The 24,086-nt window shown below is 34.6% G+C and carries 21 protein-coding genes; 17 read left to right on the top strand and 4 right to left on the bottom strand.

All coding sequences use genetic code 11. The annotated features are described in order from the left end of the window. The first annotated feature begins 88 nt into the window (after nt 1-88). From narL to V6255_RS04820, 5 genes are all read left to right on the top strand, one after another. Nucleotides 89-724 (top strand): two-component system response regulator NarL, encoded by a 636-nt coding sequence (gene narL / locus V6255_RS04840; RefSeq protein ID WP_341627119.1) that lies wholly within the window; start codon nt 89-91, stop codon nt 722-724. Nucleotides 725-886: 162 nt separating this feature from the next. Next, nucleotides 887-2,944, top strand: a complete 2,058-nt coding sequence (dinG, locus tag V6255_RS04835; protein ID WP_341627118.1) for an ATP-dependent DNA helicase DinG — start codon at nt 887-889, stop codon at nt 2,942-2,944. A 1-nt stretch (nt 2,945) separates the two neighbouring features. After that, entirely contained in the window at nt 2,946-3,728 is a 783-nt protein-coding gene (locus V6255_RS04830; RefSeq protein WP_341627117.1) for a TSUP family transporter, read from the top strand. Beyond that, a complete protein-coding gene (gene priC, locus V6255_RS04825) occupies nt 3,713-4,276 on the top strand; it encodes a primosomal replication protein PriC (protein WP_341627116.1) in 564 nt (187 codons plus the stop codon). Before V6255_RS04830 ends, priC begins: the two co-directional genes overlap by 16 nt. Then, nucleotides 4,269-4,439: a DUF2496 domain-containing protein gene (locus tag V6255_RS04820; RefSeq protein ID WP_341627115.1), complete on the top strand. Its 171-nt coding sequence runs from the start codon at nt 4,269-4,271 to the stop codon at nt 4,437-4,439. The genes priC and V6255_RS04820 overlap by 8 nt, the downstream gene beginning before the upstream one ends. A 160-nt stretch (nt 4,440-4,599) precedes the next feature. Here V6255_RS04820 and cysS read toward each other — a convergent pair whose 3' ends face one another. Next, the gene (cysS, locus tag V6255_RS04815) at nt 4,600-5,997 is read right to left on the bottom strand and encodes a cysteine--tRNA ligase (RefSeq protein ID WP_341627114.1); all 1,398 of its coding nucleotides are present in this window, start codon (nt 5,995-5,997) and stop codon (nt 4,600-4,602) included. Nucleotides 5,998-6,283: 286 nt separating this feature from the next. Between cysS and V6255_RS04810 the strand changes: the two genes are divergently transcribed. Together V6255_RS04810 and V6255_RS04805 are read left to right on the top strand one after the other, a co-directional pair. Further along, nucleotides 6,284-6,778: a peptidylprolyl isomerase gene (locus tag V6255_RS04810; RefSeq protein ID WP_341627113.1), complete on the top strand. Its 495-nt coding sequence runs from the start codon at nt 6,284-6,286 to the stop codon at nt 6,776-6,778. A 5-nt stretch (nt 6,779-6,783) separates the two neighbouring features. Continuing rightward, the gene (locus V6255_RS04805) at nt 6,784-7,524 is read left to right on the top strand and encodes a UDP-2,3-diacylglucosamine diphosphatase (RefSeq protein ID WP_341627112.1); all 741 of its coding nucleotides are present in this window, start codon (nt 6,784-6,786) and stop codon (nt 7,522-7,524) included. Between the two features lie 287 nt (nt 7,525-7,811). Here the strand turns inward: V6255_RS04805 and V6255_RS04800 are convergent, their stop codons facing one another. The 3 genes from V6255_RS04800 to proQ all read right to left on the bottom strand — a co-directional run bounded on the left by V6255_RS04800 (nt 7,812) and on the right by proQ (nt 12,178). Further along, nucleotides 7,812-9,473, bottom strand: coding sequence for an AMP-binding protein (locus V6255_RS04800; protein WP_341627111.1), 1,662 nt, complete (start codon nt 9,471-9,473; stop codon nt 7,812-7,814). Nucleotides 9,474-9,541: 68 nt separating this feature from the next. Beyond that, nucleotides 9,542-11,536 carry a carboxy terminal-processing peptidase gene (gene prc / locus V6255_RS04795; protein ID WP_341627110.1) on the bottom strand — a complete coding sequence of 665 codons (1,995 nt, stop codon included), beginning with the start codon at nt 11,534-11,536 and terminating at the stop codon, nt 9,542-9,544. Between the two features lie 12 nt (nt 11,537-11,548). After that, complete coding sequence (proQ, locus tag V6255_RS04790; RefSeq protein ID WP_341627109.1) at nt 11,549-12,178, bottom strand: RNA chaperone ProQ; 630 nt, start codon at nt 12,176-12,178, stop codon at nt 11,549-11,551. 267 nt (nt 12,179-12,445) lie between these two features. Between proQ and yegQ the strand changes: the two genes are divergently transcribed. The 10 genes from yegQ (at nt 12,446) to ttcA (ending at nt 24,038) form a co-directional block, all read left to right on the top strand. Then, on the top strand, nt 12,446-13,789 hold the full coding sequence (gene yegQ / locus V6255_RS04785; RefSeq protein WP_341627108.1) for a tRNA 5-hydroxyuridine modification protein YegQ: 1,344 nt from the start codon (nt 12,446-12,448) through the stop codon (nt 13,787-13,789). Between the two features lie 17 nt (nt 13,790-13,806). Then, nucleotides 13,807-14,055 carry a YfhL family 4Fe-4S dicluster ferredoxin gene (locus V6255_RS04780; RefSeq protein WP_341627107.1) on the top strand — a complete coding sequence of 83 codons (249 nt, stop codon included), beginning with the start codon at nt 13,807-13,809 and terminating at the stop codon, nt 14,053-14,055. 56 nt (nt 14,056-14,111) lie between these two features. Beyond that, nucleotides 14,112-15,386, top strand: coding sequence for an MATE family efflux transporter (locus tag V6255_RS04775; protein WP_341627106.1), 1,275 nt, complete (start codon nt 14,112-14,114; stop codon nt 15,384-15,386). Between the two features lie 133 nt (nt 15,387-15,519). Further along, nucleotides 15,520-17,124 (top strand): ABC transporter substrate-binding protein, encoded by a 1,605-nt coding sequence (locus V6255_RS04770; RefSeq protein ID WP_341627105.1) that lies wholly within the window; start codon nt 15,520-15,522, stop codon nt 17,122-17,124. Between the two features lies 1 nt (nt 17,125). Beyond that, nucleotides 17,126-18,103 (top strand): ABC transporter permease subunit, encoded by a 978-nt coding sequence (locus V6255_RS04765; protein ID WP_341627104.1) that lies wholly within the window; start codon nt 17,126-17,128, stop codon nt 18,101-18,103. After that, a complete protein-coding gene (locus tag V6255_RS04760) occupies nt 18,090-18,980 on the top strand; it encodes an ABC transporter permease subunit (protein WP_341627103.1) in 891 nt (296 codons plus the stop codon). Before V6255_RS04765 ends, V6255_RS04760 begins: the two co-directional genes overlap by 14 nt. After that, nucleotides 18,980-19,990: an oligopeptide/dipeptide ABC transporter ATP-binding protein gene (locus V6255_RS04755; RefSeq protein WP_341627102.1), complete on the top strand. Its 1,011-nt coding sequence runs from the start codon at nt 18,980-18,982 to the stop codon at nt 19,988-19,990. Before V6255_RS04760 ends, V6255_RS04755 begins: the two co-directional genes overlap by 1 nt. Beyond that, a complete protein-coding gene (locus tag V6255_RS04750) occupies nt 19,990-20,772 on the top strand; it encodes an ATP-binding cassette domain-containing protein (RefSeq protein ID WP_425355904.1) in 783 nt (260 codons plus the stop codon). The genes V6255_RS04755 and V6255_RS04750 overlap by 1 nt, the downstream gene beginning before the upstream one ends. Nucleotides 20,773-21,044: 272 nt before the next feature. After that, nucleotides 21,045-22,898 (top strand): GGDEF domain-containing protein, encoded by a 1,854-nt coding sequence (locus tag V6255_RS04745; protein WP_341627100.1) that lies wholly within the window; start codon nt 21,045-21,047, stop codon nt 22,896-22,898. Nucleotides 22,899-23,108: 210 nt separating this feature from the next. Continuing rightward, nucleotides 23,109-24,038, top strand: a complete 930-nt coding sequence (ttcA, locus tag V6255_RS04740) for a tRNA 2-thiocytidine(32) synthetase TtcA (protein ID WP_341627099.1) — start codon at nt 23,109-23,111, stop codon at nt 24,036-24,038. Nucleotides 24,039-24,086 lie beyond the last annotated feature (48 nt).

Below are 24,086 nucleotides of genomic sequence, written 5' to 3'. Positions count from 1 at the left end.
TTATATTTCACTTTTATTATTACTTTTAATTTACATTAATACTAAGCAGTATATGTAAATTAACTATCACCCAGTAAAGGAATCACAAATGAGCAATGTATCTACCGTTATTGTTGTTGATGACCATCCCCTTATGCGTAAAGGCATTACACAACTATTAAGTATTGATCCGAACTTTGTTGTTATCGATGAAGCAACCAATGGCATTGAAGCTGTCAGTATGGTGAAGAAGCAACATCCAGACATGGTGTTATTAGATTTAAACATGAAAGCAGTTTCCGGTTTAGAAACGCTTAAAGCGTTACGTAATGATGGTATCACTAGTAAAATCGTTATTTTAACGGTATCTGATGCGAAACAAGATGTTATTTCCTTAGTTAATCAAGGCGCAGACGGTTATTTATTAAAAGATACCGATCCAGAAATCTTATTGGATAGCTTACACCGCATCCAACAAGGTAAATTAGTGGTGAGTGAAGGTTTAACACAATATTTAGATTGTTTAGATCAAGAAAACAACATCAGAGAGAAAATCGCGACATTAACACGCCGTGAAAATCAAATTATGGAAGAAATTTCACGTGGGTTAAGCAACAAAGAAATTTCTGAAAACCTCAATATTTCAGAAGGTACTGTAAAAGTACATGTTAAAAGTTTACTTAAAAAATTAGCGATTAAATCTCGTGTTGAAGCAGCTGTTTTATTCTTAGAACAACCAAAGTAATAAACGCTCAACATGAAATAGTAAATCTGTTTTATGAAATAACATATAGCGATATTGTCGCAGATAAATAACCTTTATTTTGGTAAACTCCCGAAATAAAGGTTTTTTGCTTTTGTTAGTTTACCGCCCTGCTTGTTAATGCACCGAGAACACAAAAAATTTATGCTTTCAGACTCACTAAAAAAAGAAATTCGCACTAATTATGAGCTCATAACTCAAGCATTACCGCAATTTAAAGCGCGTAAAGCTCAAAACTATTTAGTCGCCGAAATAGCAAAAGTATTAGCGGGTAACTATGATAAATCACGTCGAATTTTAGTAGCAGAAGCAGGAACAGGTATTGGTAAATCTTTGGCTTATATATTAGCGGGTTTACCTGTCGCATTACGGCTCAATAAAAAGCTTGTTATTTCAACCGCTACCGTTACGTTACAAGAACAATTGATTAGTAAAGAACTTCCTTTCTTTCTTCAGCATAGCGATTATAAATTTACCTTTACGCTCGCAAAAGGCAGGCAACGTTATTGTTGTGAACATAAATTATTAAACTTACAAGATAACGATCCTGAGCAAACGCTACTTTTTACTGAAAAACCACAAATCGGCGATAGTGAATTATTAGCTAAATTAAAAAATGCTTATTTAGATGGAAAATGGAATGGCGATCAAGATAGTTGGCCTACACCTATTCCTCGACGTATTTGGCAACAAATTATTTCAGATAAACATAGTTGTAAAAAAGCATTAGCAAATCACCGTCAATGCCCCTTTCATCGTGCTCGAGACAACATCAACAAAGCAGACGTTATTGTCGTTAACCATGCTTTATTGCTAGCGGATTTAGAGTTAGGTGGTGGCGTTATTTTACCCGATCCAGATGCTTGTTTTTACGTTTTAGACGAAGCACATCATTTACCAAAAATTTCACGCGATTTTTCAAGTGCTAATGTCAATATTAAAACAAGTCAAGATTGGTTGAAAAAAATTAAACAAGTTAGCTCCCATGTTAATCGCGTAGTACACCGTCAAACGACCATCACTCCTGGTATTAATATGCTAGAAAGTGCTAACGAAATGGTTAATGACTTAAAAAGTATCGAGTTATATTTTAGGAATAACCCACCTAATTACAATAAATCAAATCAATACCGTTTTTCGATGGGTGAAGTACCGCAACCAATCGTTAATGCGTTAATTAGTTTAAAAGAAGAAACTAAGAAATGTTTAAGCGCAGTTAATAAGTTATCTAATATTACCTCTGAAGAATTAAAAGATGCGAGCATTAAGTTATCAGATGCTGAACCCATTTTAATTGAAACTGGGTTTTATATTCAACGCTTAGAAAATTTGGCTGCATTATGGAAAATGTTATTAAAAGATCGCGCAACAAATCAAGCACCTATTGCTGCATGGGTAAATAACGAAAATGATGGATTTACACTCTGTGCTAGTCCATTAGAAGTGGGTGGTTTATTAGAATATATGCTCTGGTCACAAGCCGCTGGCGTTATTTTATGCTCTGCAACGTTAACCTCATTAAACAGTTTTGATTACTTTATGCGCCAAGCAGGTTTAAAAAACAATGATGGTACTCAATATTTACGCTTAAAGTCGCCATTTGACTACCCTGCTATCTCATTAAATGTGGCGAATATGAAGTACGACCCTACAGAAAAAGGGTTCGATAACGAATTAATCGATAATATTGCCCAGCGTATAGAAGACAAAGCCGGTAATTTAGTGTTATTTGCTTCTTATTGGCAAATGAACTTAGTCGCTGACAAGTTACGTCGAAAGTTTCCAACGTCTTTGTTAGTACAAGGTGAAACATCCCGTACTAAAATGATCACTACGCATAAAAAGAATTGTGATCAAGGATTAACCAGTATCTTATTTGGTACAGGTAGTTTAGCTGAAGGTTTAGATCTTCCTGGCCATTACCTAACCAACCTAATGATTACTAAATTACCCTTTGCTGTCCCAGATTCGCCCGTCGAAGAAGCACACGCAGAATGGATAACCTCAAAAGGTGGTAATCCCTTTATGCAAATAACTATTCCAGAGGCCAGTAAAAAACTAATACAATCTTGCGGCCGATTAATTCGTAAAGAAGAAGATACAGGAAAAATTACTATTTTAGATAAGCGAGTTATTACCAAACGATATGGCAAAAGTTTAATTGATGCGCTTCCTCCTTTTGCTTTAAACGTAGAGAAATAAAATGACTGAGTTTGCATTAGATCCAAGCAGTTGGATGCTATTAGCATTAGTAGGGCTAGTAGCAGGATTCATTGATGCCGTTGTAGGAGGTGGCGGAATGCTAACAGTTCCTACTTTATTAAGTGTTGGTTTACCGCCACATTTAACCCTAGGCACAAATAAACTATCTGCAAGCTTTGCATCAGGCACCGCTGCTTTCACTTATTTTAGAAAAAAATTATTTGACCCTGCATTTTGGAAACAATGTTTTTATAGTACTTTTATTGGCGCATTGTGTGGCACAATTTTAGTTAATTATATTTCAACAGCATTTCTTAATAAGTTTCTACCTTTGGTTATTCTAACAGCTGCTATTTATACTTTATTTAGCCGTGTCAAAGAAATTGATAATTCAGTACTGCCCGAACAAAATACTTTGCTGAGAATTAAGCAACGAATCCAAGGGTTTGTTTTAGGTTTTTATGATGGAATATCAGGCCCAGGTACCGGTGCATTTTGGGTTATTTCTAATATGCGCTTGTACCATTTGAATATTTTGTTATCCAGTGGTATTGCGAAAGCGATGAACTTTACCAGTAATTTTGTTTCACTGTTAATTTTCATCTACTTTGGTCAAGTCAATTGGTTTATCGGTTTAACCATGGGTGCCTGTTTGATGTTAGGTGCTTTTATTGGCGCTCATTCAGCTATCTATTTCGGTGCTAAATTTATTCGCCCATTGTTCATTATTATTGTGTTAATAATGGCCATTAACCTTGGATATAATGCATGGTTCAGTCAATAGACTTAAAACATTTAAACGCTTTGTTTGAACAACTAAAAACGCTGAGTTCACGTTGTCAGGAATGGGATAATAAAATAACGCTATCAGAAAATAAATCATTTCGCTTTGAAGTACATTTATTCAATGCAAGTAGCTTAACGTTGTCAGGTTACTGTCAACAAATCCAAACTACTTTTGAACATCTAACACATGTTATTACCAAAAAAATGGGTAATACTATTATCAACTATGAATGTGAAAAGTTCATTAATCAATTTTCAGCTTTATTAAATATTGTTAATCAATTAGATGCAGGTAAAGCAGAGGGGTTGTATAAACGCTACTCCACACAGCAAGAAAAAGTATACCAACAGTTACAGCGCCAATACCAATATGAAAAAAGGTTGTTAGCCATGATAGATGAAGAAAATACCCTTTATCGAGATGCAACGAGTGTACACAAAGAAATACATAAAACCAGAGTGGGCGTACTCAAAGAACGTTATCAAAAATGTAATGAGTTTACACAATCCTTAGAGTTTAAAATGGAAGCATTAGATAATGACTAATAGCCAAAAAGAAACATTAAGCGCCTTAGAAGCAGCACCTAATGAAATAAAACTAGCAGTAGATTTAATACAACTACTGGAAGAAAATGAATTACCACTAGAAACAACGATTCAAGCATTGGAAATTGTATTAAATGACTTTAAAAATAAACGAAAGAAATAACCTACTCAGAATAAATGGAATGTTTAAAAGCAAGCATTAAGAAACAAAAAAAGGAGAACCATTGTTCTCCTTTTTTAAGTTTAGCCATATTACAAGGGCTTAGTTGGTACTTCTACTATCTTTAGATAAATTATAATTTATAATTTATAATTTATAAAGCTTAAACTTTACGCCAAGTTGTCCCGTTAGCACCATCTTCAAGTATTACATTTAACGCCGCTAATTTATCACGCGCATCATCTGCACTAGGCCAATCTTTATTCGCTCTTGCAGTATTACGTTGAACAATTAGCGCTTCAATCTCCGCTACTTGATCATCTGACTCACTATCCCCCTGTAAAAATTGATCAGGGTTTTGTGTTAATAAACCTAATACATTAGCAAATTTAACTAACATGCTCGCTAACAATCGCGCTTGTTCTGAATCATTGGGTTTAACACGGTTAAGCTCTTTAGCAAGGTCGAATAATACGGCTAATGCTTCAGGCGTATTAAAGTCATCATCCATTGCTTTAACAAAACCTTGATAAAACTTACTCTCTTTAACAGTATCATCTGACGTTGTAATGTCAGTAACATCAACATCGCGTATTGCTGTATATAAACGTTCTAGGCTTGCTCTAGCTTGCTTTAAATTATCTTCAGAGTAATTTAATTGACTACGGTAATGACCAGAGATTAAGAAATAACGCACTGATTCACTGTCATAAACATCTAATACATCTTTAATCGTAAAAAAGTTATTCAATGATTTAGACATTTTAACTTTATCGACTTGTACCATACCTGAATGCATCCAAGTATTAACGTATTGGCCATGATGTGCACAACACGACTGTGCAATTTCATTTTCATGATGTGGGAAACTCAAATCCGAACCGCCACCGTGAATATCAAAGACTTCACCTAGATGTTTTTTATTCATTGCAGAACATTCGATATGCCAACCTGGACGCCCTTCTCCCCATGGAGATGACCACGCGGGTTCACCTGGTTTAGCCATTTTCCATAAAACAAAATCAAGCGGATCGTGTTTACTGTCTTCTACTTCAACACGAGATCCAGCTTGTAGCATCTCTAGATTTTGTCCACTTAATTGACCATATTCAGGGAAAGATGAAACAGAGAAAAGTACATCACCCGACTCAGCAACATACGCATGACCTTTAGCAATCAATGCTTCTACCATTTCTATGACTTCAGGCATATGGTTAGTTACACGAGGTTCAATATCTGGTCTAATCATATTTAATGCATCAAAATCGGCATGCATTGCATCAGTAAATCGAGCTGTTAATTGATCGCAAGTTTCACCATTTTCATTTGCACGTTTTATTATTTTGTCATCAACATCGGTGATATTACGAATGAAATTTAAATCGTATCCACTGAAGCGTAAATAACGCGCAACAGTATCAAAAGCGACAAACGTACGGCCATGACCTATATGACAATAATCGTAAATGGTAACACCACACACATACATTCCCACTTTGCCTTCAACAAGGGGTTTAAATTGTTCTTTACTACGAGTTAGTGTGTTATATATTTTTAACATTTTCCATCCAATGCGATTACTGTAAAAAGGTTTATTCTAACCTGCTAAAGTAACAAATTCACGCTTTGTATTTGTGAATTAACAGCTTAAATAAAATGAAAGCATCAACTGCTCAACTATTATGCTACAAAATTAATATTAACCAAGTATGAAAGACAAAAGTTAGTGATTTCCCTTGAAAAATCATCACTCAAATACGATTGATTTTAACAGGTAGGATTGACCATCTTTTTAATTTCATTGCTATTAAGGTACAATAAGGCTCTTTTTAGGATAGGATTTTATAATGATTACTTTACATACAAACTTTGGCGACATCACATTAGAAATGAACGAAGAAAAAGCACCTAAAACGGTTGCTAACTTTATTAAATATGCAACAAGTGGCCATTACGACAATACCATTTTCCATCGCGTAATCGATGGTTTCATGGTTCAAGGTGGTGGTTTCGCACCGGGTATGGAAGAAAAAGATAGCCAAAAACCAATTAAAAATGAAGCAAACAACGGTTTATCAAACGTTAAATATTCTGTAGCAATGGCACGAACTATGGAACCGCATTCAGCTTCAGCACAATTTTTCATCAATGTTGGCGATAACAAATTCTTAGATTTTAAATCAGAAACAACTGATGGATGGGGTTACTGTGTATTTGCTAAAGTAACTGCAGGTGAAGATGTAGTGGATAAAATTAAAGGTGTAGCAACGGGTAACGCACACTATGTACATCAAGATGTACCGCTAGATGACGTTGTTATCACAAACGTTACAGTAGCTTAGCCACTATGCGCACTTTATTCATTGCAGATTTACATCTCAGCGAGAATCATCGTCATATAACCGATGCCCTTTTTGCTTTTCTCGAAAAAGAAGCAACCAATGCAGAAACACTTTATATTTTAGGTGATATGTTTGAGGTATGGATCGGAGATGATGAACACACACCTTTGATGGATGAAGTTGCGCAAAAACTCACTAGTTTTGCTAAAAAGAATAATGCAAAAATATTCTATATACACGGTAACCGTGATTTCATGATCGGTAAACGTTATGCAAAACAAGCTTCAATGACATTGTTACCTGAACATACTGAAATAGATTTATACGGTACAAAAACATTAATTATGCACGGTGACACGCTATGTTTGTTCGATAAAAATTATCAACGTATGCGCAAAGTGATTCATAATCCCGTATTACAATTTATATTTAACTGTTTACCGTTAAAATTACGTAAACGTATTGGTTGGAAAATTCGCACGGCGAGTCAATCTAAAAAAGTGTATAAAAATACTAATATGATGGGGGTAACAGAGCAAGAAGTTACTCGTTTAATGGAGTTTCATGGAGTACAACGTTTAATACACGGTCATACCCATCAAGCTTTTGTCCATGACTTTACCGTCAATGAAAAAGCAGGACAGCGTTTTGATGTAGGTGATTGGTATACAAATTTAAGTTTTGTTGATGCGAATCCTGAGGGAGTCGAGTTAGTAATTCTACCGATAGATTATTATCAACAATAAAAGGTTGAATAATTTTATCTTGAATAGCTCATTACTAATGCTGTAAAAGAGTTAATTTATATTCAATACAAATTAACTCTTACGACACTTTCCCTTAATATAAGTCCTTTAATTAATTATACCAATCACACTAATTAACTGATCTATTTTACTTGTTAAAATAACTTATTTCTTCGTTGTAAATTTTGCAAAGGGAACAACCATTTAGCTCAATTTACGCCTTAAACTAAGTCATTTTTCCTGCGCAAAATTTAGATCACTTAGTTAATGTAATCGGTATTAAATACTCATCTTTCTTTTAATAAACGACGTAATACTTTTCCGACATTATTTTTAGGCAACTCGGTCACAATTTCTATTTGTTTAGGTTGTTTATAACGCGTCAAATACTTCGCGCAATGGGTTTTAATGTTTCCAACGGTAACCTTATGATCATTTAATACAACGAACAGTTTAACCCTTTCTCCCGTTGCTTCGTCTTCAATACCAATAACTGCAGCTTCAAGTACTCCGTCCAATTGGACTACTATATCTTCTATTTCATTAGGATAAACATTAAAACCAGAGACTAATATCATGTCTTTTTTACGATCGACCAAATACAGAAGTCCCTCTTCATTAAACAACCCTATGTCACCACTTTTAAACCAACCATCATTAAAGGATTCTTCAGTTTCAGTTGGGCTATTCCAATAACCGACCATGACTTGCGGGCCTTTAATTTCGATTTCACCGACACTATTAATGGTATCGACAATCTCATTTTCATCATTGATTAATCGCAAATCAGTCCCTGGCATAGGAAGTCCGATAGAGCCATCATGTACATCAACATTATAAGCATTAACACTAACCATTGGTGCACATTCAGTTAATCCATATCCTTCAATAACCGTACTTCCTGTGACTTCTTTCCATTGTTTAGCAACCTTGGTTTGAGTTGCCATCCCACCCGCTAACGTAATTTTTAAATGAGTAAAATCAACGGTATTTATTTTAGGGTGATTTAATAATGCATTAAACAATGTATTAAGCGCAGTAAAGTAAGTAAATCTATATTTACTCAAGGTTTTAATGAAGGTATCTAAGTCGCGTGGATTGGTAATGAGTAAATTGGTAGCACCTCTTTTAATAAAGAACAAACAATTTACAGTTAACGCAAAAGCATGGTAGAGAGGCAAGGCAGTAACAATCATTTCTGTTTCTTGTTCAATCGTTAAGCCAAAGACAGCATCCGCTTGTGCAAGGCTTGCCGCCATATTTCGATGAGACATAACAGCCCCTTTAGATAAACCAGTTGTCCCTCCGGTATATTGTATAAATGCGATATCGTCTAAGTTAATAACAGGACGAATATATTGTCCTTTTGCGCCCTCTTTTAAAGCATTTCGATAACTCTTTGCACTTGGTAATTTAAATTTAGGCACCATTTTTTTTACGTAAGCGACGATAAAGTTAACAAATTTACGCTTCATCAATGGCAATGCATCACCAATTTTAGTTAGTACCACATGTTCAATGTGTGTCTCTTTAACAATACTTTCTAATGTCTGTGCATAATTGGATACAATAAATATGGCTTTAGCACCAGAATCGTTAAGTTGATGTTTTAATTCTGAAGCGGTATATAAGGGGTTTACGTTAACAGCGACTAAGCCTGATCTTAATATTCCGAGTAGAATAATAGGGTATTGTAAAAGGTTCGGCATCATTACTGCAACGCGATCGCCCTTTGATAATTGAGAAGTTTGTTGTAGATAAGTGGCTATATCACGCGATTGTGACTCTAGCTCTCTGTAGGTTAACGTTTCATCCATGTTGATAAAAGCAATATGATCTGCATATTCATCGAATGAGTGTTCAAACATATCAACCAAGTTGATCAGCGTGTTTTCGTTAATTTTGCTATTAATACCAGGCGGGTATTTATCTGACCAAGGTTTAAACATAATCAATTCCTACTAAAATAAAAAAACCGACTATAGAAGTCGGCTTTATTTTAATACCGAACAATTATCTATAGATTGGCATAATCCAAAGTGATGTGGCCAGCTTCAATTAAAAATGAATCAACAGGTTCAAAATCATCAGGAAGATCATCTAATGATTTAACCTCTTTGAGTCCAGCTCGTTTAAGACGCTCGTTAGTTCGCTTTAAGTTATCAGCTTCACTTGCTTCTCGTTCAGCAACACGGTCTTTTTCAACTAATGAAATACTCGTTTTATCTTTTTCAAGTAAATATTCGTTGATGTCATTCGCTAAATAACTAAATTCAATTTCGTTTTTAATACGTTTCTTATGATCTAATGTTAGCTCTTTTATTTTTTCTTGCAGATCATCTACTTTTTTGTATTTTGCTGATTTAACATTATCCCACGGTAACGCGTTATTCGCTAAACTTTCACCTGTATCTTTAGGGTCGATCGCAGTTGGGAAAGTAATATCAGGAATTACCCCTTTATTTTGAGTACTTCCGCCATTAATTCGATAAAATTTTGCAATCGTATATTGCACTGAACCTACAGCATCTTGATTTGTATCGTAATAACGCGCGATACGACGATGTTGTTGGACAGTACCTTTACCATAACTTTGCTCACCAATAATAATAGCTCTACCGTAATCTTGTAGGGCAGCAGCGAAGATTTCAGAAGCAGATGCACTATTACGATTAATTAATACGGTTAAAGGGCCATCGTATGAAATAGATTCATCATCATCAACTTGCACTGATATTTGTTGACGGCTGTCTCTTACTTGTACAACTGGTCCTGCTTTTATGAATAAACCCGTTAACAATGTTGCTTCACTTAATGCACCGCCACCATTGTTACGTAAATCAATAACAATACCTTTAACGTCTTTTTTCGCTAATGCTGCTAATTCGCGATCAACATCTACACTGAGGTTAATGTAGAAACTTGGAATAGTGATAACACCAATATTATCACCATCAATCACTTCAACTGATGATTTAGCTTCTCTATCTTCAAGATGAATTTCTTCTCGAACAATATTGATTACTTTATTAATATCACCAGCTTTTCCCGATAAAATTTGTAATTGCACTGTCGTGCCTTTTGGACCTTTGATTAATTCAACGATATCGTCTAAACGCCACCCAACAACATCAATAATTTTTTCGCCTTTTTGGCCGACACCAATTATTTTGTCATCTTTTAATAATAGTTTAGATTTATCTGCAGGGCCGCCAGGGACAAGACTGCGAACAACAGTGTAATCATCTTCAAGTTGTAAAACGGCACCAATACCTTCCAAAGAAAGGTTCATTTCCATTTTAAAACGTTCAGCATTACGAGGAGATAAGTAACTTGTATGAGGTTCAATTGTGTAAGCGTAGGCATTCATGAACGTTTGAAAAACATCTTCACTTTCTGTTTGTGTCAAATGCTTAAGCGCATAATTATAACGTTTAGTTAATAGCGTTTTAATTTCTGGCCATTTTTTACCCGACAGCTTTAATGTTAGCGCATCTGACTTAACACGAGACTGCCATAACAAATCAAGTTCAGCGTTGTCTTTAGGCCATGCTGCATCACTTCGGTCATATTGATACTCTTCATCTGTATCGAACTTAATCTCATTATCTAATAAAGATAATGCATAATTAAAACGTTCAAAACGACGAGTTAAATTAAGTTGGTAAATTGAATAGATTGAATCCAATTGACCAAATTTCAAATTATCATCAAAGGTAAATTGATATTCTTTCATATCATCAATATCACTTTGCATAAAAATTTGTTTATTAAAATCTAATTGTTCGATGTAGCGGTCAAATACCTTGGCAGATAATTCATCATCTAAAGGAATATATTTGTAATGAGAGCGACTGAATAGGTCACTCACTCTTTTCGCCACTTTTGCATGTTGAGATTCTTGCTTCAACTGTGGGATATCTTTTATGGAGGTACTATCGGCGGCGGAAAATGCCACCCCAACAAAACATAACTGAGAGAGAATTAATGCATGACGAAAGAGTTTTTTCATTAAAAAGACCTTTTATACGATTAAATGCTTAGCTTTAACTTTCACAACCATTCCTGAGTCTAGTTGTACTTGTACTTCTTCTTTTAAAATTTCTACTACGGTTGCTGAAACAGGTGATTTACCTAAAAGAACTTTGACTGACTGCGCCACTTTTAGTTCATTATGATTAGCTTCTTTATATTGGCTTAAGTCGATTTCAGGCTTTTTAGCCGCTTTTTTAGGAGCCTCTTTTTTACGGCTTGGAACAGACACTTTCTTAGCAGTACGGGCTGGTGCTTTATTTGCATCTGTTTTCTTTTTATTGGCAAATGCTTTTTCTTTACTTTCTTTTAACGATAACTGAGCGTGATCAGCATGCTCTTGAGAAACTTCATCACCTTCAACGCCATCTAAGTCAATCCGTTTAACACCTGCTTTAACACAATGAAGATAACGCCAGCTCATTGTATATTGACGTAATGCACCTCTAAGCTGTGTTTTACTGACACGTGGTTCGTTTTCTAAACGAGCCGCTAATTCTTGGAATACACCAATTTTTAATGGTTTTGCAGATTCTGAACCAGCGATGAAGCAAGCCGGAAATTGTTCTGTTAAGAAGGCAATGATTTGTTTGTTATTTGTAAACTTTTCTGTGATTTCCATGTAAAACCTAATATTTAAAAACGATGTTGAAAGATATCCAGAGTAAATCTCTGATTATCATTAAGAAAATTACTGGGTAGTATAGTGTTGCGTTTATTAAATGTGAACCGAATTATTGTCATAGGAACCTATTCACGTCAATTTATTGATATTTATTATGAATAGTTAAGGTTTATCAGCTTCTTCTACACCTTTTTTATAAAAACAAGTAGTATATTTACTTCAATTTTTCGATATTACGCCTTCATTATTACTTAAGAGAGACAAATGAAACCAGAATTATTATCGCCAGCGGGCACTTTAAAGAATATGCGGTATGCTTTTGCTTACGGAGCTGATGCAGTTTATGCAGGTCAACCTCGTTACTCTTTACGCGTACGAAATAACGAATTTAATATCGAAAAACTACAGATTGCCATTAATGAAGCGCATGCTCAAGGTAAAAAACTGTATGTCGTTTGTAATATACAGCCTCATAACTCTAAATTAAAAACTTTTATTCGCGACATGAAACCTGTTGTCGATTTAAAGCCAGATGCTTTAATTATGTCAGACCCAGGATTAATCATGATGGTACGTGATGTTTTTCCTGATATACCCATTCATTTAAGTGTACAGGCGAATGCTGTCAATTGGGCAACGGTTAAGTTTTGGTATCAACAAGGTATTGAGCGCGTTATTTTATCACGTGAACTTTCATTAGACGAAATCGAAGACATTCGCTATCACTGCCCTGAAATTGAAATTGAGGTCTTTGTACATGGTGCATTATGTATGGCTTATTCAGGACGCTGTTTATTGTCTGGTTATATTAATAAGCGCGACCCAAACCAAGGTACTTGTACTAATTCATGTCGTTGGAAATATGACGCGCATGAAGCAAAAGAAAATGAAACGGGTGATATTGTCGCCATCCAGCCTGCTGAGCCTACGTTAGGTAGCGGACAAACAACAGACCAAATGTTTTTATTACAAGAACAAGGTCGTCCTGGTGAATATATGCCAGCATTTGAAGATGAGCACGGCACTTATATTATGAACTCAAAGGATTTACGTGCCATTCAGCATGTTGAACGTCTTTTGAAAATGGGTGTTCATTCGTTAAAAATTGAAGGCCGCACCAAGAGTTTTTATTACTGCGCCCGTACCGCTCAAATTTACCGTAAGGCAATGGATGATGCGATAGCTGGACGCCCTTTCGATCCATCGTTAATGAGTTCTTTAGAGAATTTAGCACATCGAGGCTACACTGAAGGTTTTTTAAGTCGTCATACACATGATCAATATCAAAATTACGATGTTGGTTATTCAGTGAGTGATACACAACAATTTGTGGGCGAAATAATGGGACGTAATGCTCAAGGGCTTGCTGAAGTTAACGTTAAAAACAAGTTTTTAGTGGGTGATAAACTAGAATTAATGACACCACTGGGCAACATCAACTTTAAACTGGAAGAGTTACATAACCGTAAAGGTGAATTAGTTGATATTGCGCCGGGTTCTGGCCACACTTTATATATTCCAGTGCCAAAAGAAATTGATTTAAACCACGGCTTACTAATGCGTAATCTTGTTCAGGGTAACGATACCCGTAACCCACATTCTAAATAACATGGTTTGGTTATAAAATGGCACTGCTAATAGAAGATAGCTGTATCAATTGTGATATGTGCGATCCAGAATGCCCAAATGAAGCAATAACATTTGGTGCAGAAATATATGAAATAAACTCAGACTTGTGCACTGAATGTGTGGGTTTTTATGAAAAGGCCACTTGTGTCGCTGTTTGCCCCATTAACTGCATTATCGTTGACCCAAACAATAAAGAATCACAAGAACAATTGTTAGATAAATTCGCTAATTTATACGTCAATTAACAGTGTCGTTAACTGCTAAATTTACACAAGGTGATCTCTCCGAACATATTATAAAGATGGCACTTACCAATGTTATTGGATTAAGTGTCTTTTTTGTCGTTGATCTGGTCGATATTTACTTTATTAGTTTATTAAATCAACCTCTACTTTTATCAGCAATTGCATACGCTGCTGCTATTCTGTTTTTTACCACCTCTCTAACTATCGCCATGATGATTGCAAATTCAGTAGTTGTAGCAAGACTGATTGGTCAGCAACAGTATCAACAGGCTAAACAAGCAGCAATGACCTGTTATATGATCACTTTTACTATTAGCTTGTTGGTTAGTTTTATTATTTTTAATAATGCTAATACATTATTAACGTTATTAGGTGCCCAAGGAAACGAGTTACAATCAGCAAAAGATTATTTAAACATTACCCTTATTGCTACCCCCATTGTTGCACTAGGCATGCAAATAAATGCAACATTACGTTCGCTAGGTAAAGCTAAATTAGGCATGTACTGCACCATCACTGCTGGTGTGGTGAATATTATACTTGACCCTTTATTCATTTTTTATTTTGAACTTGACCTTAAAGGGGCTGCTTTCGCTTCTTTAATTGCTAAAAGTACAATGTTATTACTGGCAATATATTATTTATTGGTCAAAGCTAGGTTTATAACAAGAATTGGATTAGTCGATATTAAAAAGCATAGTCAATTTATTTTTAAGGTAGCTATTCCAGTTTCTCTAACCCAAGTTGCAACACCTCTTAGCCAACTCTTCATTACCTATGAAATAGCTAAATACGGGACAAGCTTTGTCGCTGGTTGGGCGATTATTAGTAGATTAATACCTGTTGTTTTTATGATGTTATTTGCAATGCCCGGTGCCATTGGCCCAATCATTAGCCAAAATGTTGGAGCAACGCAATTCAAACGCGTCAGAACAACATTAAATCAATCTCTTAATTTTATTATTAAATATGTGTTTGTGTTAGCTTTGGTACTTTCTTTATTGCAAGAATATTTGGTTACATTATTTAATGCGCAGAATGGGGCTGCCATTATGATTCGATTTTTCTGCCAATACATTAGTATTAGTTTTATTTTTGTAGCCATGAATTTAGTCGCGATGTCATTTTTGAATAATGTTGGATACCCGAAGTTAGCCAGCATGCTTAACCTCGCTAAATTGTCCTTAGGTACTATCCCATTTGTGAGTATTGGCGCCTATTATTATGGCGCACAAGGAATACTGATAGGACAAGCATTAGGTAGTGTTGTATTTGCTTTAATTGCAATTATGCTATGCTATCAAATACTGCGTAAATTAGATTATAATTAACTCAACTGTCATGCATTTGTTGTGTTAGTTTCATTAAATAACAGAGTTAACCTATCCTTCTGATATTTAATATTTTATTTCAGCTTATCAAATGTTAAATTAACCTTATTACCCTAATGGAATAGCAAACACTATGCGTTTAATATGCTTATTGTTCTTAATTGCCAGCCTCAGTGGTTGTTACCAAAATAAAGCGCTGACACAAAATACGCTTATCTACTGTACAGATAGTCAGCCAGCGTCATTTAATCCTCAAATAAGTGACGATATCGCCAGCTTAGATGCAACAACACATCAAATCTTTAGCCGATTGGTCAAGATTGACTCTAAAACTAATGAATTTGTACCTGATCTAGCAAAAAGCTGGGAACGTAGCGATGATAAACTCCGATACCGCTTTACATTACGTAACAATATTAGTTTTCATAATACAGATTACTTTAAACCAACAAGGTTCTTAAATGCTGACGATGTATTGTTCAGCTTTAATCGTATGCGAGATGTAATGCATCCTTATCACACCGTTAATAATCAAGCGGCTAATTATTTTTATAATCACCCTTTTACTGATTTGTTATCAGCAATAAATAAAATTGATGACCATACTGTTGAGTTTGTTCTATCAAAACCAGATGTAACTTTGCTAGCTAATTTAGCCGCACACTACGCAGTTATTCACTCTAAAGAATATGGTAAACAATTATTAAAAGAAGGACATCCAGAGAAAATAGACTTTCAGCCTATTGGTACTGGGCCATTTAAATTTAAGAGTTTTGATAATAACGGCACTATACGCTATACAAAAAATGCATTGTATTGGCAATCAATGACCAATATTGAAAACTTAATTTTCTTTACTAACCCAAGTGCAACAAAACGTTATACCAAATTATTATCGGGTGAATGTGATGCAATTTCATACCCTGCAGCCAGCCAGTTGGAAACGATCAGTCAAAATAAAAAAATCACTTTAAATAGTAAATCCACTGCTAATATTTCACTGTGGGCATTTAATACTAAACAAGATAAATTAAAAGATGCGCAAGTTAGACAAGCTTTAGCTCAAGCGATAGATACCGAAACAATTTTAAATGCGGTTTATTTCCAAAGCGCAATTCAAACAGAAACATTGTTAAGCAAACAATCATGGGCGTTGAAGCCTCGTTTTGATAATGATTTGTATAACCCAGAACAAGCAGAGCAAACCTTACAAAGGTTAGATTTTGACTTTACACAAACATTGCGTATTTTATTACCAAACGGAGCAGATGTATTTAATCCTAACTTCCATAAAACAGCTGAATTAATTCAAGCTAATTTATCTGCTATTGGCGTTAAGAGCAGCATCAACAATTTAAGCGAAACAGCAATAAAAAATAAATTACACAGTGGCGATTATGATACCTACTTAACTGGCATAAATGTCCATATTAACGATCCTGATAGTATTTTCAGACCTTTATTAAGTTGTAACTCGACTCCAGATACAGGTAATAGTAGTAATTGGTGTTCTATTAATACCCAGGTATTATTAGATCAATCATTGACTGAATCTAACTTTGCACAACGAATAAAAAATTATTACCACATTCAAGATGACGTTTTTAAGGAACGCCCTTACCTACCTATTGCACACGTTTTAAGATTAGATGCTATTTCCAAATCGATTTTGAATGTAGAAGTGAATCCATTAACCGGCATTAATTTTCAAAATGCCATTAAACAAGATTTGAATTAATATGCTGTCATTTTTAATAAGACGTTTAAACCTACTATTAATCACTGCGTTTATTTTAACTATTATCGCTTTTATGATTGATCGCACGGTAACTATTAATCATGCGACTGAAAAATTAGACCAAGGAAATTTTGTTTTACAATATTTTTCATATTTATGGCAAATTTTGAGTGGTAATTTGGGTTATTCCACGATTGATCAACAAGGTTTATTGAAACGCGGGCTTATCTTTTTTGCGTCAACATTAGAGTTATGTTTTATCGCTTTATTATTCTCAAACCTAATAGCTATCCCACTTGGACTACTTGCGGGATTATTCAGAAATACAAAACTTGACTACATAATCATGACTATTGCGATCATTGGACTTGCATTACCCGTCTTTTGGGTCGGGGTTATGGCAGTATTGTTACCAAGTATAGGGGGTGATATTTTACCAGTCGATGGTAATTTAAGCTTAGTATATGATATCCCTGTCGTCAGTGGTTTTTTATTAATTGATACTTTATTAGTAACTCAACAGTACGGTTTTTTTGCATTTATTGATCGCGTGGCTCATTTAATATTACCGGCTTTGGTTTTATCTTTTTTCTTAGTAGCCGAAATAGTCCGTTTGACTCGTCACTCGATGACCATGGTGATGCGCAGTAACTATATACAAACCGCTTACGCTAAAGGCTTTTCAAGAACTAAAATCGTTTTTACTCATGCAATCAAAAATGCATTACCACCGATTATTCCTCAATTACGTTTACAATTAAGTACCATTATTTCCTTTGCAATGACCATTGAAATTGTATTTAACCTAAATGGTATTGGGAAGTGGCTTTTTACTTCCTTAAAATCAGGGGATTACTTAGTACTTCCTGCTGGCATGCTTATCATCACAGGTTTTATTTTAATGTTCAGTATTGCCACAGAGGTCTTTATGGTTATCATTAGCCCACTAAGAAGAGGTTCGTTATATGTTGATAAATAACGGGTTCAATGAAGATAAAATTCAATCTCCATTACGTTACATTTGGGCTATTTTTAAAGGCAAAAGTATTGCTGTCGTTGCAATGTGGCTGATGATTATATTAATAATGACTTCTATTTTCTCTCCTTGGTTTATGCCTCACTCCCCTTTAGCACAAGATCCTGAAAGTATGCTTCTGCCTCCCTATTGGGCCGAAGGTGGTAATATAAACCATGTACTTGGGACTGATGATTTAGGAAGAGACACTCTATCTCGTTTATTTCATGGTTTACAGTTCACTTTGGGTGGTGCATTAACCATTACTTTTTTTGTCGCATTGTTAGGAATGGTCATCGGAGCAGGCGCAGCCTTAACTAAAGGTGTTAAAGCCAGTGTTTTACACCATTTATTAGATGCACTGCTAGCGATCCCTTCTTTACTTTCCGCATTCATCTTAATAACGATTTTTGGACCTAGTTATTCGAATTGTTTAATTGCTATTGGACTATCACTATTACCTCAATTTATACGAGCCAGTTATATCGTTATTGAGCAAGAATTGAGTAAACAATATATTGTCGCATTGCAATTAGACGGAGCAACAAAAACACGACTCTTTCGCTATGGTATTTTACCTAATATTTTAGAGCCCACCATTACTATTCTTAACCGTTTATTTACAATGTCTATTATTGAAATTGCGACATTAGGCTTTTTAGGGTTTGGCGCTCAATTACCACAAACAGAATTAGGTTCATTAATTGCCAATAGTATGGAACTTATCTATCTATCTCCTTGGTTAGTGACTTTTCCTGGTTTAGTTATTTTTCTTGTGATAATTATTGTAAATGTTTTTGCAGAAGGTCTTCGCCATGCTGTTATTGAAGGGGAAGAGTAATGGCTTTATTAGATATCAGAAACTTAAGTATTGATATAGATACTGCACAGGGCAAAATTCGTGTTATTGATAAAGCATCATTAAATATTGTCGATGGCTCTATACATGGTTTAATTGGTGAATCAGGTTCTGGAAAAACACTCATTGCGAAAGCCATACTAGGTTTACATAATAGCAACTGGACTGTCACCGCTGATCGCATGTTTTTAGGTAAAACAGACCTATCAAAGCTATCACAAAAAGAACGTCGTCAGATCCTCGGTACCGAAATATCAATGATTTTTCAGGAGCCTAGCTCGTACCTAGATCCGAGCCAAAAAATACATACCCAAATAGAATCAGTCTTACCAAAAAAAACAATGCAACAACGCTTTAGACGTATTTTAAGTAAAATAAAACGTGTGCATATCTCGTCAAGACGTTTACAAATTAAAGAATTACTACATAAAGTGGGTATTCAAAATGATGTGGCGGTTTTAAATTGTTATCCACATCAATTATCTGAAGGCGTATGTCAAAAGGTAATGATTGCAATGGCGATTGCAAACAACCCTCGATTAATTATTGCAGATGAACCAACAACGTCGATGGAAGCAGTCACACAGTCACAAATATTTCGTTTGCTGTATAAACTAAATCAACTTAATAATACAACTTTGTTAATTTTGAGTAACAATTTTGCTAATACAAGTGGTATATCTGATTATATGACGTTAGTTTATTGTGGCCAAACAGTTGAGTCTGGTTCATATAAGCAAATTATGGGTTCAGCGATGCACCCTTATACTCAAGCGATGCTCAAAACAATGATAAATAATGAAGAAATTTATGAACATAAAGCTCAACTTTATACATTACCGGGTAATATTCCTTCTTCAAATCAACTACCTATAGGCTGTCGATTAGGCCCAAGGTGCCCTAGAGCACAACGTATTTGTGTTAAAAACCCTACTTTAACGATCAAAAAAGGTCATAGTTTTCGCTGTCATTACCCAATTAAACTGAGCTAATTATGCCGTCATTATTAAAAGTAACCAATCTTTGTAAAAGCTTTAAGCAACCTTCAGGTTTATTCACTACACGTGAAAAAGTAGCCTATGGCCCAGTTAGTTTTACGATAGAAGCAGGACAAACATTAGCAATTGTAGGAGAAAGTGGTTCAGGCAAAAGTGCGTTAGTTAGAACCATTGCAGGTGTTTTGAAAGCAACTTCTGGTGAGATTTTTATAAAAGGTCAACCTCTAGAGTCACTTAGTTCTCAACAACGTTGCTTATCTCTTCGCATGATTTTCCAAGATCCAAGCAGTTCATTGAATCCTAAAATGACCGTGGGAAAAATCTTAAACGCTCCATTAGAGTTAAATACCAACAAGAATGCGAAAGAACGCTCTCAAAAAATTATTGAAACACTTAAATTGGTTGGTTTATTACCCGATTACTTAGCCTTCTTTCCTAATATGTTATCAAGCGTACAAAAACATCAAGTAGCCATTGCGCGTGCGATGATATTAGATCCTGATATCATTCTAGCAGATGAAATTTTAACAACATTAGATATATCGCTAAGATTTAAAATCGTTAATTTATTACTTAATATTCAAAAAATTAAGGGTACAAGCTATATTTTTGTAGCTCATAACATGCATTTGGTAAAACATATGAGTGATCAGATAATGGTATTACACCAAGGTAAAATTATAGAAAAAGGTTCAACTGAAACTATTTGCGAGGATCCACAGCAAGAACAAACAAAATATTTACTATTAACGCATCAACCGGATTACAGAAAGTAACTTATAGTTGACAAAATAATCATAAAAAATGATACTTTACTTATTATTGTGGCTACAATTACCAATCTTTACTTCGATTAATCTGTTTGCTATTAATTGAAATAAAATAAAAATATTATTTGTAACCAATTGTAAATTTTAAGAAAAATAAAACTTAACTATCACTGATAAAGTCAAGTAAGTTAATATAAACTAAGTTAATTGATAAAAGCTAAGACACAAAACAGTTAATCAACTACTTTAGGATCTAACCACACCAAGAGGCACCCTACTTGAATAATTTCAAACACAGCCTTTGGGCCTCTAGTCTATTTTTCATTATTGTTGCACTTGCATTAATTGTAGGTATTAAAGCAATGTTTAATCCTAGTTTAATAGAGCAACAGAAATTATTAAGTGAAAATGAACAATTAGCTTCTTTAGTTAATATTACATCTTTAAATCAGCTTACTGAAGCAGTCGATATTCGTAAATTTAATCATATCAAAATAAGTAATGAACAACTTCCATCTCCATTAATATTTAGTAATGAGTCAGATATTGACTTGTTACTGCAGAATTTATTACCAATAGAAAATTCACTAGAAGTATCTGAAAGCACCAACCAAATTATTGAATATTCAGCAGCTAACACTAATCTGTACCAATTATATGAATACATAATATTATCTATACTTGGTGGATTATTTCTAACCTTTTTATTCTGCAATATTATTTATTTTAAATTACTGAAATACATTGAACTCACTATTGTTGGTGAGATTATCAATAATAAAGCTAAAAAATCACCTTTTATAACCGTATCAAAGCACTTAGAAGATAAAAAGCATCTATCTGAAATACAGCTCCAATTAAAAGATGAAAAAATCACTAAATTAACCAACCAAGCCAACAAAGATAATTTGACGGGGTTGAATAACCGACATGCATTTCGTAAAGAATTAACACAATTTTTATCCAATGAGTATGAACAACAACATGCAATACTGTCTATTATAAGAATATTTGAGTTATCTGCAGTTAATATTAGCCGAGGTTCACAACAGGGTGATGAATATGTACTCAGTATCGCCAATATTATTCGCGAAGTAGCGAGCAAATTTAAAAATATAAATGTATTTCGAATCAGCGGTTCAGATTTTGCCATTATAGCGCATGAGATGAGTATTACTAATGCACAAAAATTGAGTAATGAACTAAAGGTAAAATTCGATCAATACCAATCTATCAATGATTTAGAAAGTGTTGCTTTTAATGGTGTAACATTAATTTCATCTAACCAATTACCTGAACATGTATTAGCTCGTACAGATATAGCATTAGCTAAAGCACAAATTAGTGGTTCGAATGCCTGGGCATTTGAAGACAGTAAAAATAACAATCAAGAATTTGAAGTAGGCGAGAAGTATTGGCGTACAGTGATTATGGATATCATGGAAAAACGTTCATTTTCTTTTTTACAGCAGCCCGTTCAAGCAGTACATCGCAATATGAAAGGTTACCAAGAAATATTCACTCGATTCATTGGAGAGAATGATAACACTATTCCAACGAGTACTATTTTTTCAATGGCGCAAAGAACAGATACGATTATCAAACTTGAGAAGTTAATTCTTGAAAAAGTCATTTCTAATTACAGACGTAAAGCCAAACCAAATACACGTTGGGGAATCAATTTAAGCTCAACTGCGATACAAAATAGTAGTTTCGTTATTTGGTTAGAGCGTTTGTTATTAAGAGAACCAGATATTGCATGTTCATTATTTTTCGAAATACAAGAGAAGTTACTAGACAGCAATTTAGCTTCTAGTAAACGCTTTTTTGATATGCTGAAAAGAGTCGGTAGTCACTCTATTATTTGTAATTTTGGCAAAGGTATCGGTTCATTTAGTTTATTTAAAGAATTAAAACCAGATTATATAAAAATCGATGCAAGCTTAATTGCAGACCTTGAACATGATAGTTCAAACCAACAATTTATACGTATGATCATTGACGTTGCACAGCGAATGGAATGTCAAGTCATCGCAGAAGGAATAGAAAGTCCAGAACAGAGACAAATACTAGAAAGTATGTACATTGACGGCGTACAAGGGTTTTTAATAGCACGTCCGACAGAGTTATAAATTGACTTCTACTGATTGAATGAAGGTTTTTGATTAGTTTCATAAAATAAATCAACGAACACAATACTAATTACATCGCATAGATAAATTATTTTAAACAATAAAATAGATATGCTATTTATACTGATTGGCATTAGTCAGCTCTTTACATCTACTCCCCACTTTTTATACAATGCGCCTTGTTTTTACTATCTCTAAACAAGGCCTATCATGACGCAACAACTTTCAGAAAAAGAACAATTCGATCTCAAAAAATTAAATAAAGTGTTGCGCAGACAAACCGGTCAAGCTATCGCAGATTACAATATGATCGAAGATGGCGATAAAATCATGGTTTGTTTATCCGGTGGGAAAGATAGTTACACTTTATTGGAGATATTGAGTCAATTAAAGAAAGTAGCGCCGATCAATTTTGATATTATTGCCGTTAATCTAGACCAAAAACAACCAGGTTTTCCTGAACATATCTTACCCGAATACCTTGACCAACTTGGCGTCGATTATAAAATAGTTGAGCAAGACACTTACAGTATTGTGAAAGAAAAGCTAGAGCCAGGTAAAACGACATGTAGCCTTTGTTCTCGTTTACGTAGAGGCATTTTATATAAAACAGCCAAAGAACTAGGGGCAACTAAAATTGCATTAGGCCATCACCGCGATGATATGTTGGCGACTATGATGCTGAATCTATTCTTTGCAGGAAAAATGAAATCAATGCCAGCAAAGTTAGTATCAGATAATGGCGAACATGTTGTTATCCGCCCTCTTGCATACTGTAAAGAAAAAGATATTGAAGCTTTTGCCAAATTACAACAGTTTCCTATCATTCCTTGTAACCTATGTGGCTCTCAGCCTAACTTACAACGCCAATTAACTAAAGACATGTTAAATGAATGGGATGTTAAATATCCAGGTCGATTAGAAACCATGTTTACTGCGATACAAAATGTGGTGCCTTCACATTTAGCAGATACGAGTTTATACGACTTTAAATCTATCACTAAAGACTCGGGTATTATTGATGGTGGCGATCTTGCGTTTGATAAAGAGTCTTTTGCTCAACCAGCAGTAATTGACGAAGATTTAAACAATGATTTTTACAAACAACAGTCAGCAGTGCAATTTACTGAAGTAAATTAATAGATAATTGATTGAACACAATAAATATAAGACTTTCAGTCAACGCTT

The sequence above is a fragment of the Psychromonas arctica genome, from assembly GCF_038155225.1.
Taxonomy (GTDB): domain Bacteria; phylum Pseudomonadota; class Gammaproteobacteria; order Enterobacterales; family Psychromonadaceae; genus Psychromonas; species Psychromonas arctica_B.
Note: the sequence above shows the minus strand (reverse complement) of the source record. Positions and strands in the feature narration are given on the sequence as shown.

Coding starts and splice junctions, on each gene's coding strand:
- V6255_RS04780 (WP_341627107.1), top strand. CDS start 13,807: ATGGCACTGCTAATAGAAGATAGCTGTATCAATTGTGATATGTGCGAT.
- V6255_RS04800 (WP_341627111.1), bottom strand. CDS start 9,473: ATGTTTAAACCTTGGTCAGATAAATACCCGCCTGGTATTAATAGCAAA.
- cysS (WP_341627114.1), bottom strand. CDS start 5,997: ATGTTAAAAATATATAACACACTAACTCGTAGTAAAGAACAATTTAAA.
- prc (WP_341627110.1), bottom strand. CDS start 11,536: ATGAAAAAACTCTTTCGTCATGCATTAATTCTCTCTCAGTTATGTTTT.
- V6255_RS04820 (WP_341627115.1), top strand. CDS start 4,269: ATGACTAATAGCCAAAAAGAAACATTAAGCGCCTTAGAAGCAGCACCT.
- V6255_RS04830 (WP_341627117.1), top strand. CDS start 2,946: ATGACTGAGTTTGCATTAGATCCAAGCAGTTGGATGCTATTAGCATTA.
- yegQ (WP_341627108.1), top strand. CDS start 12,446: ATGAAACCAGAATTATTATCGCCAGCGGGCACTTTAAAGAATATGCGG.
- V6255_RS04755 (WP_341627102.1), top strand. CDS start 18,980: ATGGCTTTATTAGATATCAGAAACTTAAGTATTGATATAGATACTGCA.
- V6255_RS04765 (WP_341627104.1), top strand. CDS start 17,126: ATGCTGTCATTTTTAATAAGACGTTTAAACCTACTATTAATCACTGCG.
- proQ (WP_341627109.1), bottom strand. CDS start 12,178: ATGGAAATCACAGAAAAGTTTACAAATAACAAACAAATCATTGCCTTC.
- ttcA (WP_341627099.1), top strand. CDS start 23,109: ATGACGCAACAACTTTCAGAAAAAGAACAATTCGATCTCAAAAAATTA.
- V6255_RS04770 (WP_341627105.1), top strand. CDS start 15,520: ATGCGTTTAATATGCTTATTGTTCTTAATTGCCAGCCTCAGTGGTTGT.
- V6255_RS04805 (WP_341627112.1), top strand. CDS start 6,784: ATGCGCACTTTATTCATTGCAGATTTACATCTCAGCGAGAATCATCGT.
- V6255_RS04775 (WP_341627106.1), top strand. CDS start 14,112: ATGGCACTTACCAATGTTATTGGATTAAGTGTCTTTTTTGTCGTTGAT.
- priC (WP_341627116.1), top strand. CDS start 3,713: ATGGTTCAGTCAATAGACTTAAAACATTTAAACGCTTTGTTTGAACAA.
- V6255_RS04760 (WP_341627103.1), top strand. CDS start 18,090: ATGTTGATAAATAACGGGTTCAATGAAGATAAAATTCAATCTCCATTA.
- dinG (WP_341627118.1), top strand. CDS start 887: ATGCTTTCAGACTCACTAAAAAAAGAAATTCGCACTAATTATGAGCTC.
- narL (WP_341627119.1), top strand. CDS start 89: ATGAGCAATGTATCTACCGTTATTGTTGTTGATGACCATCCCCTTATG.
- V6255_RS04810 (WP_341627113.1), top strand. CDS start 6,284: ATGATTACTTTACATACAAACTTTGGCGACATCACATTAGAAATGAAC.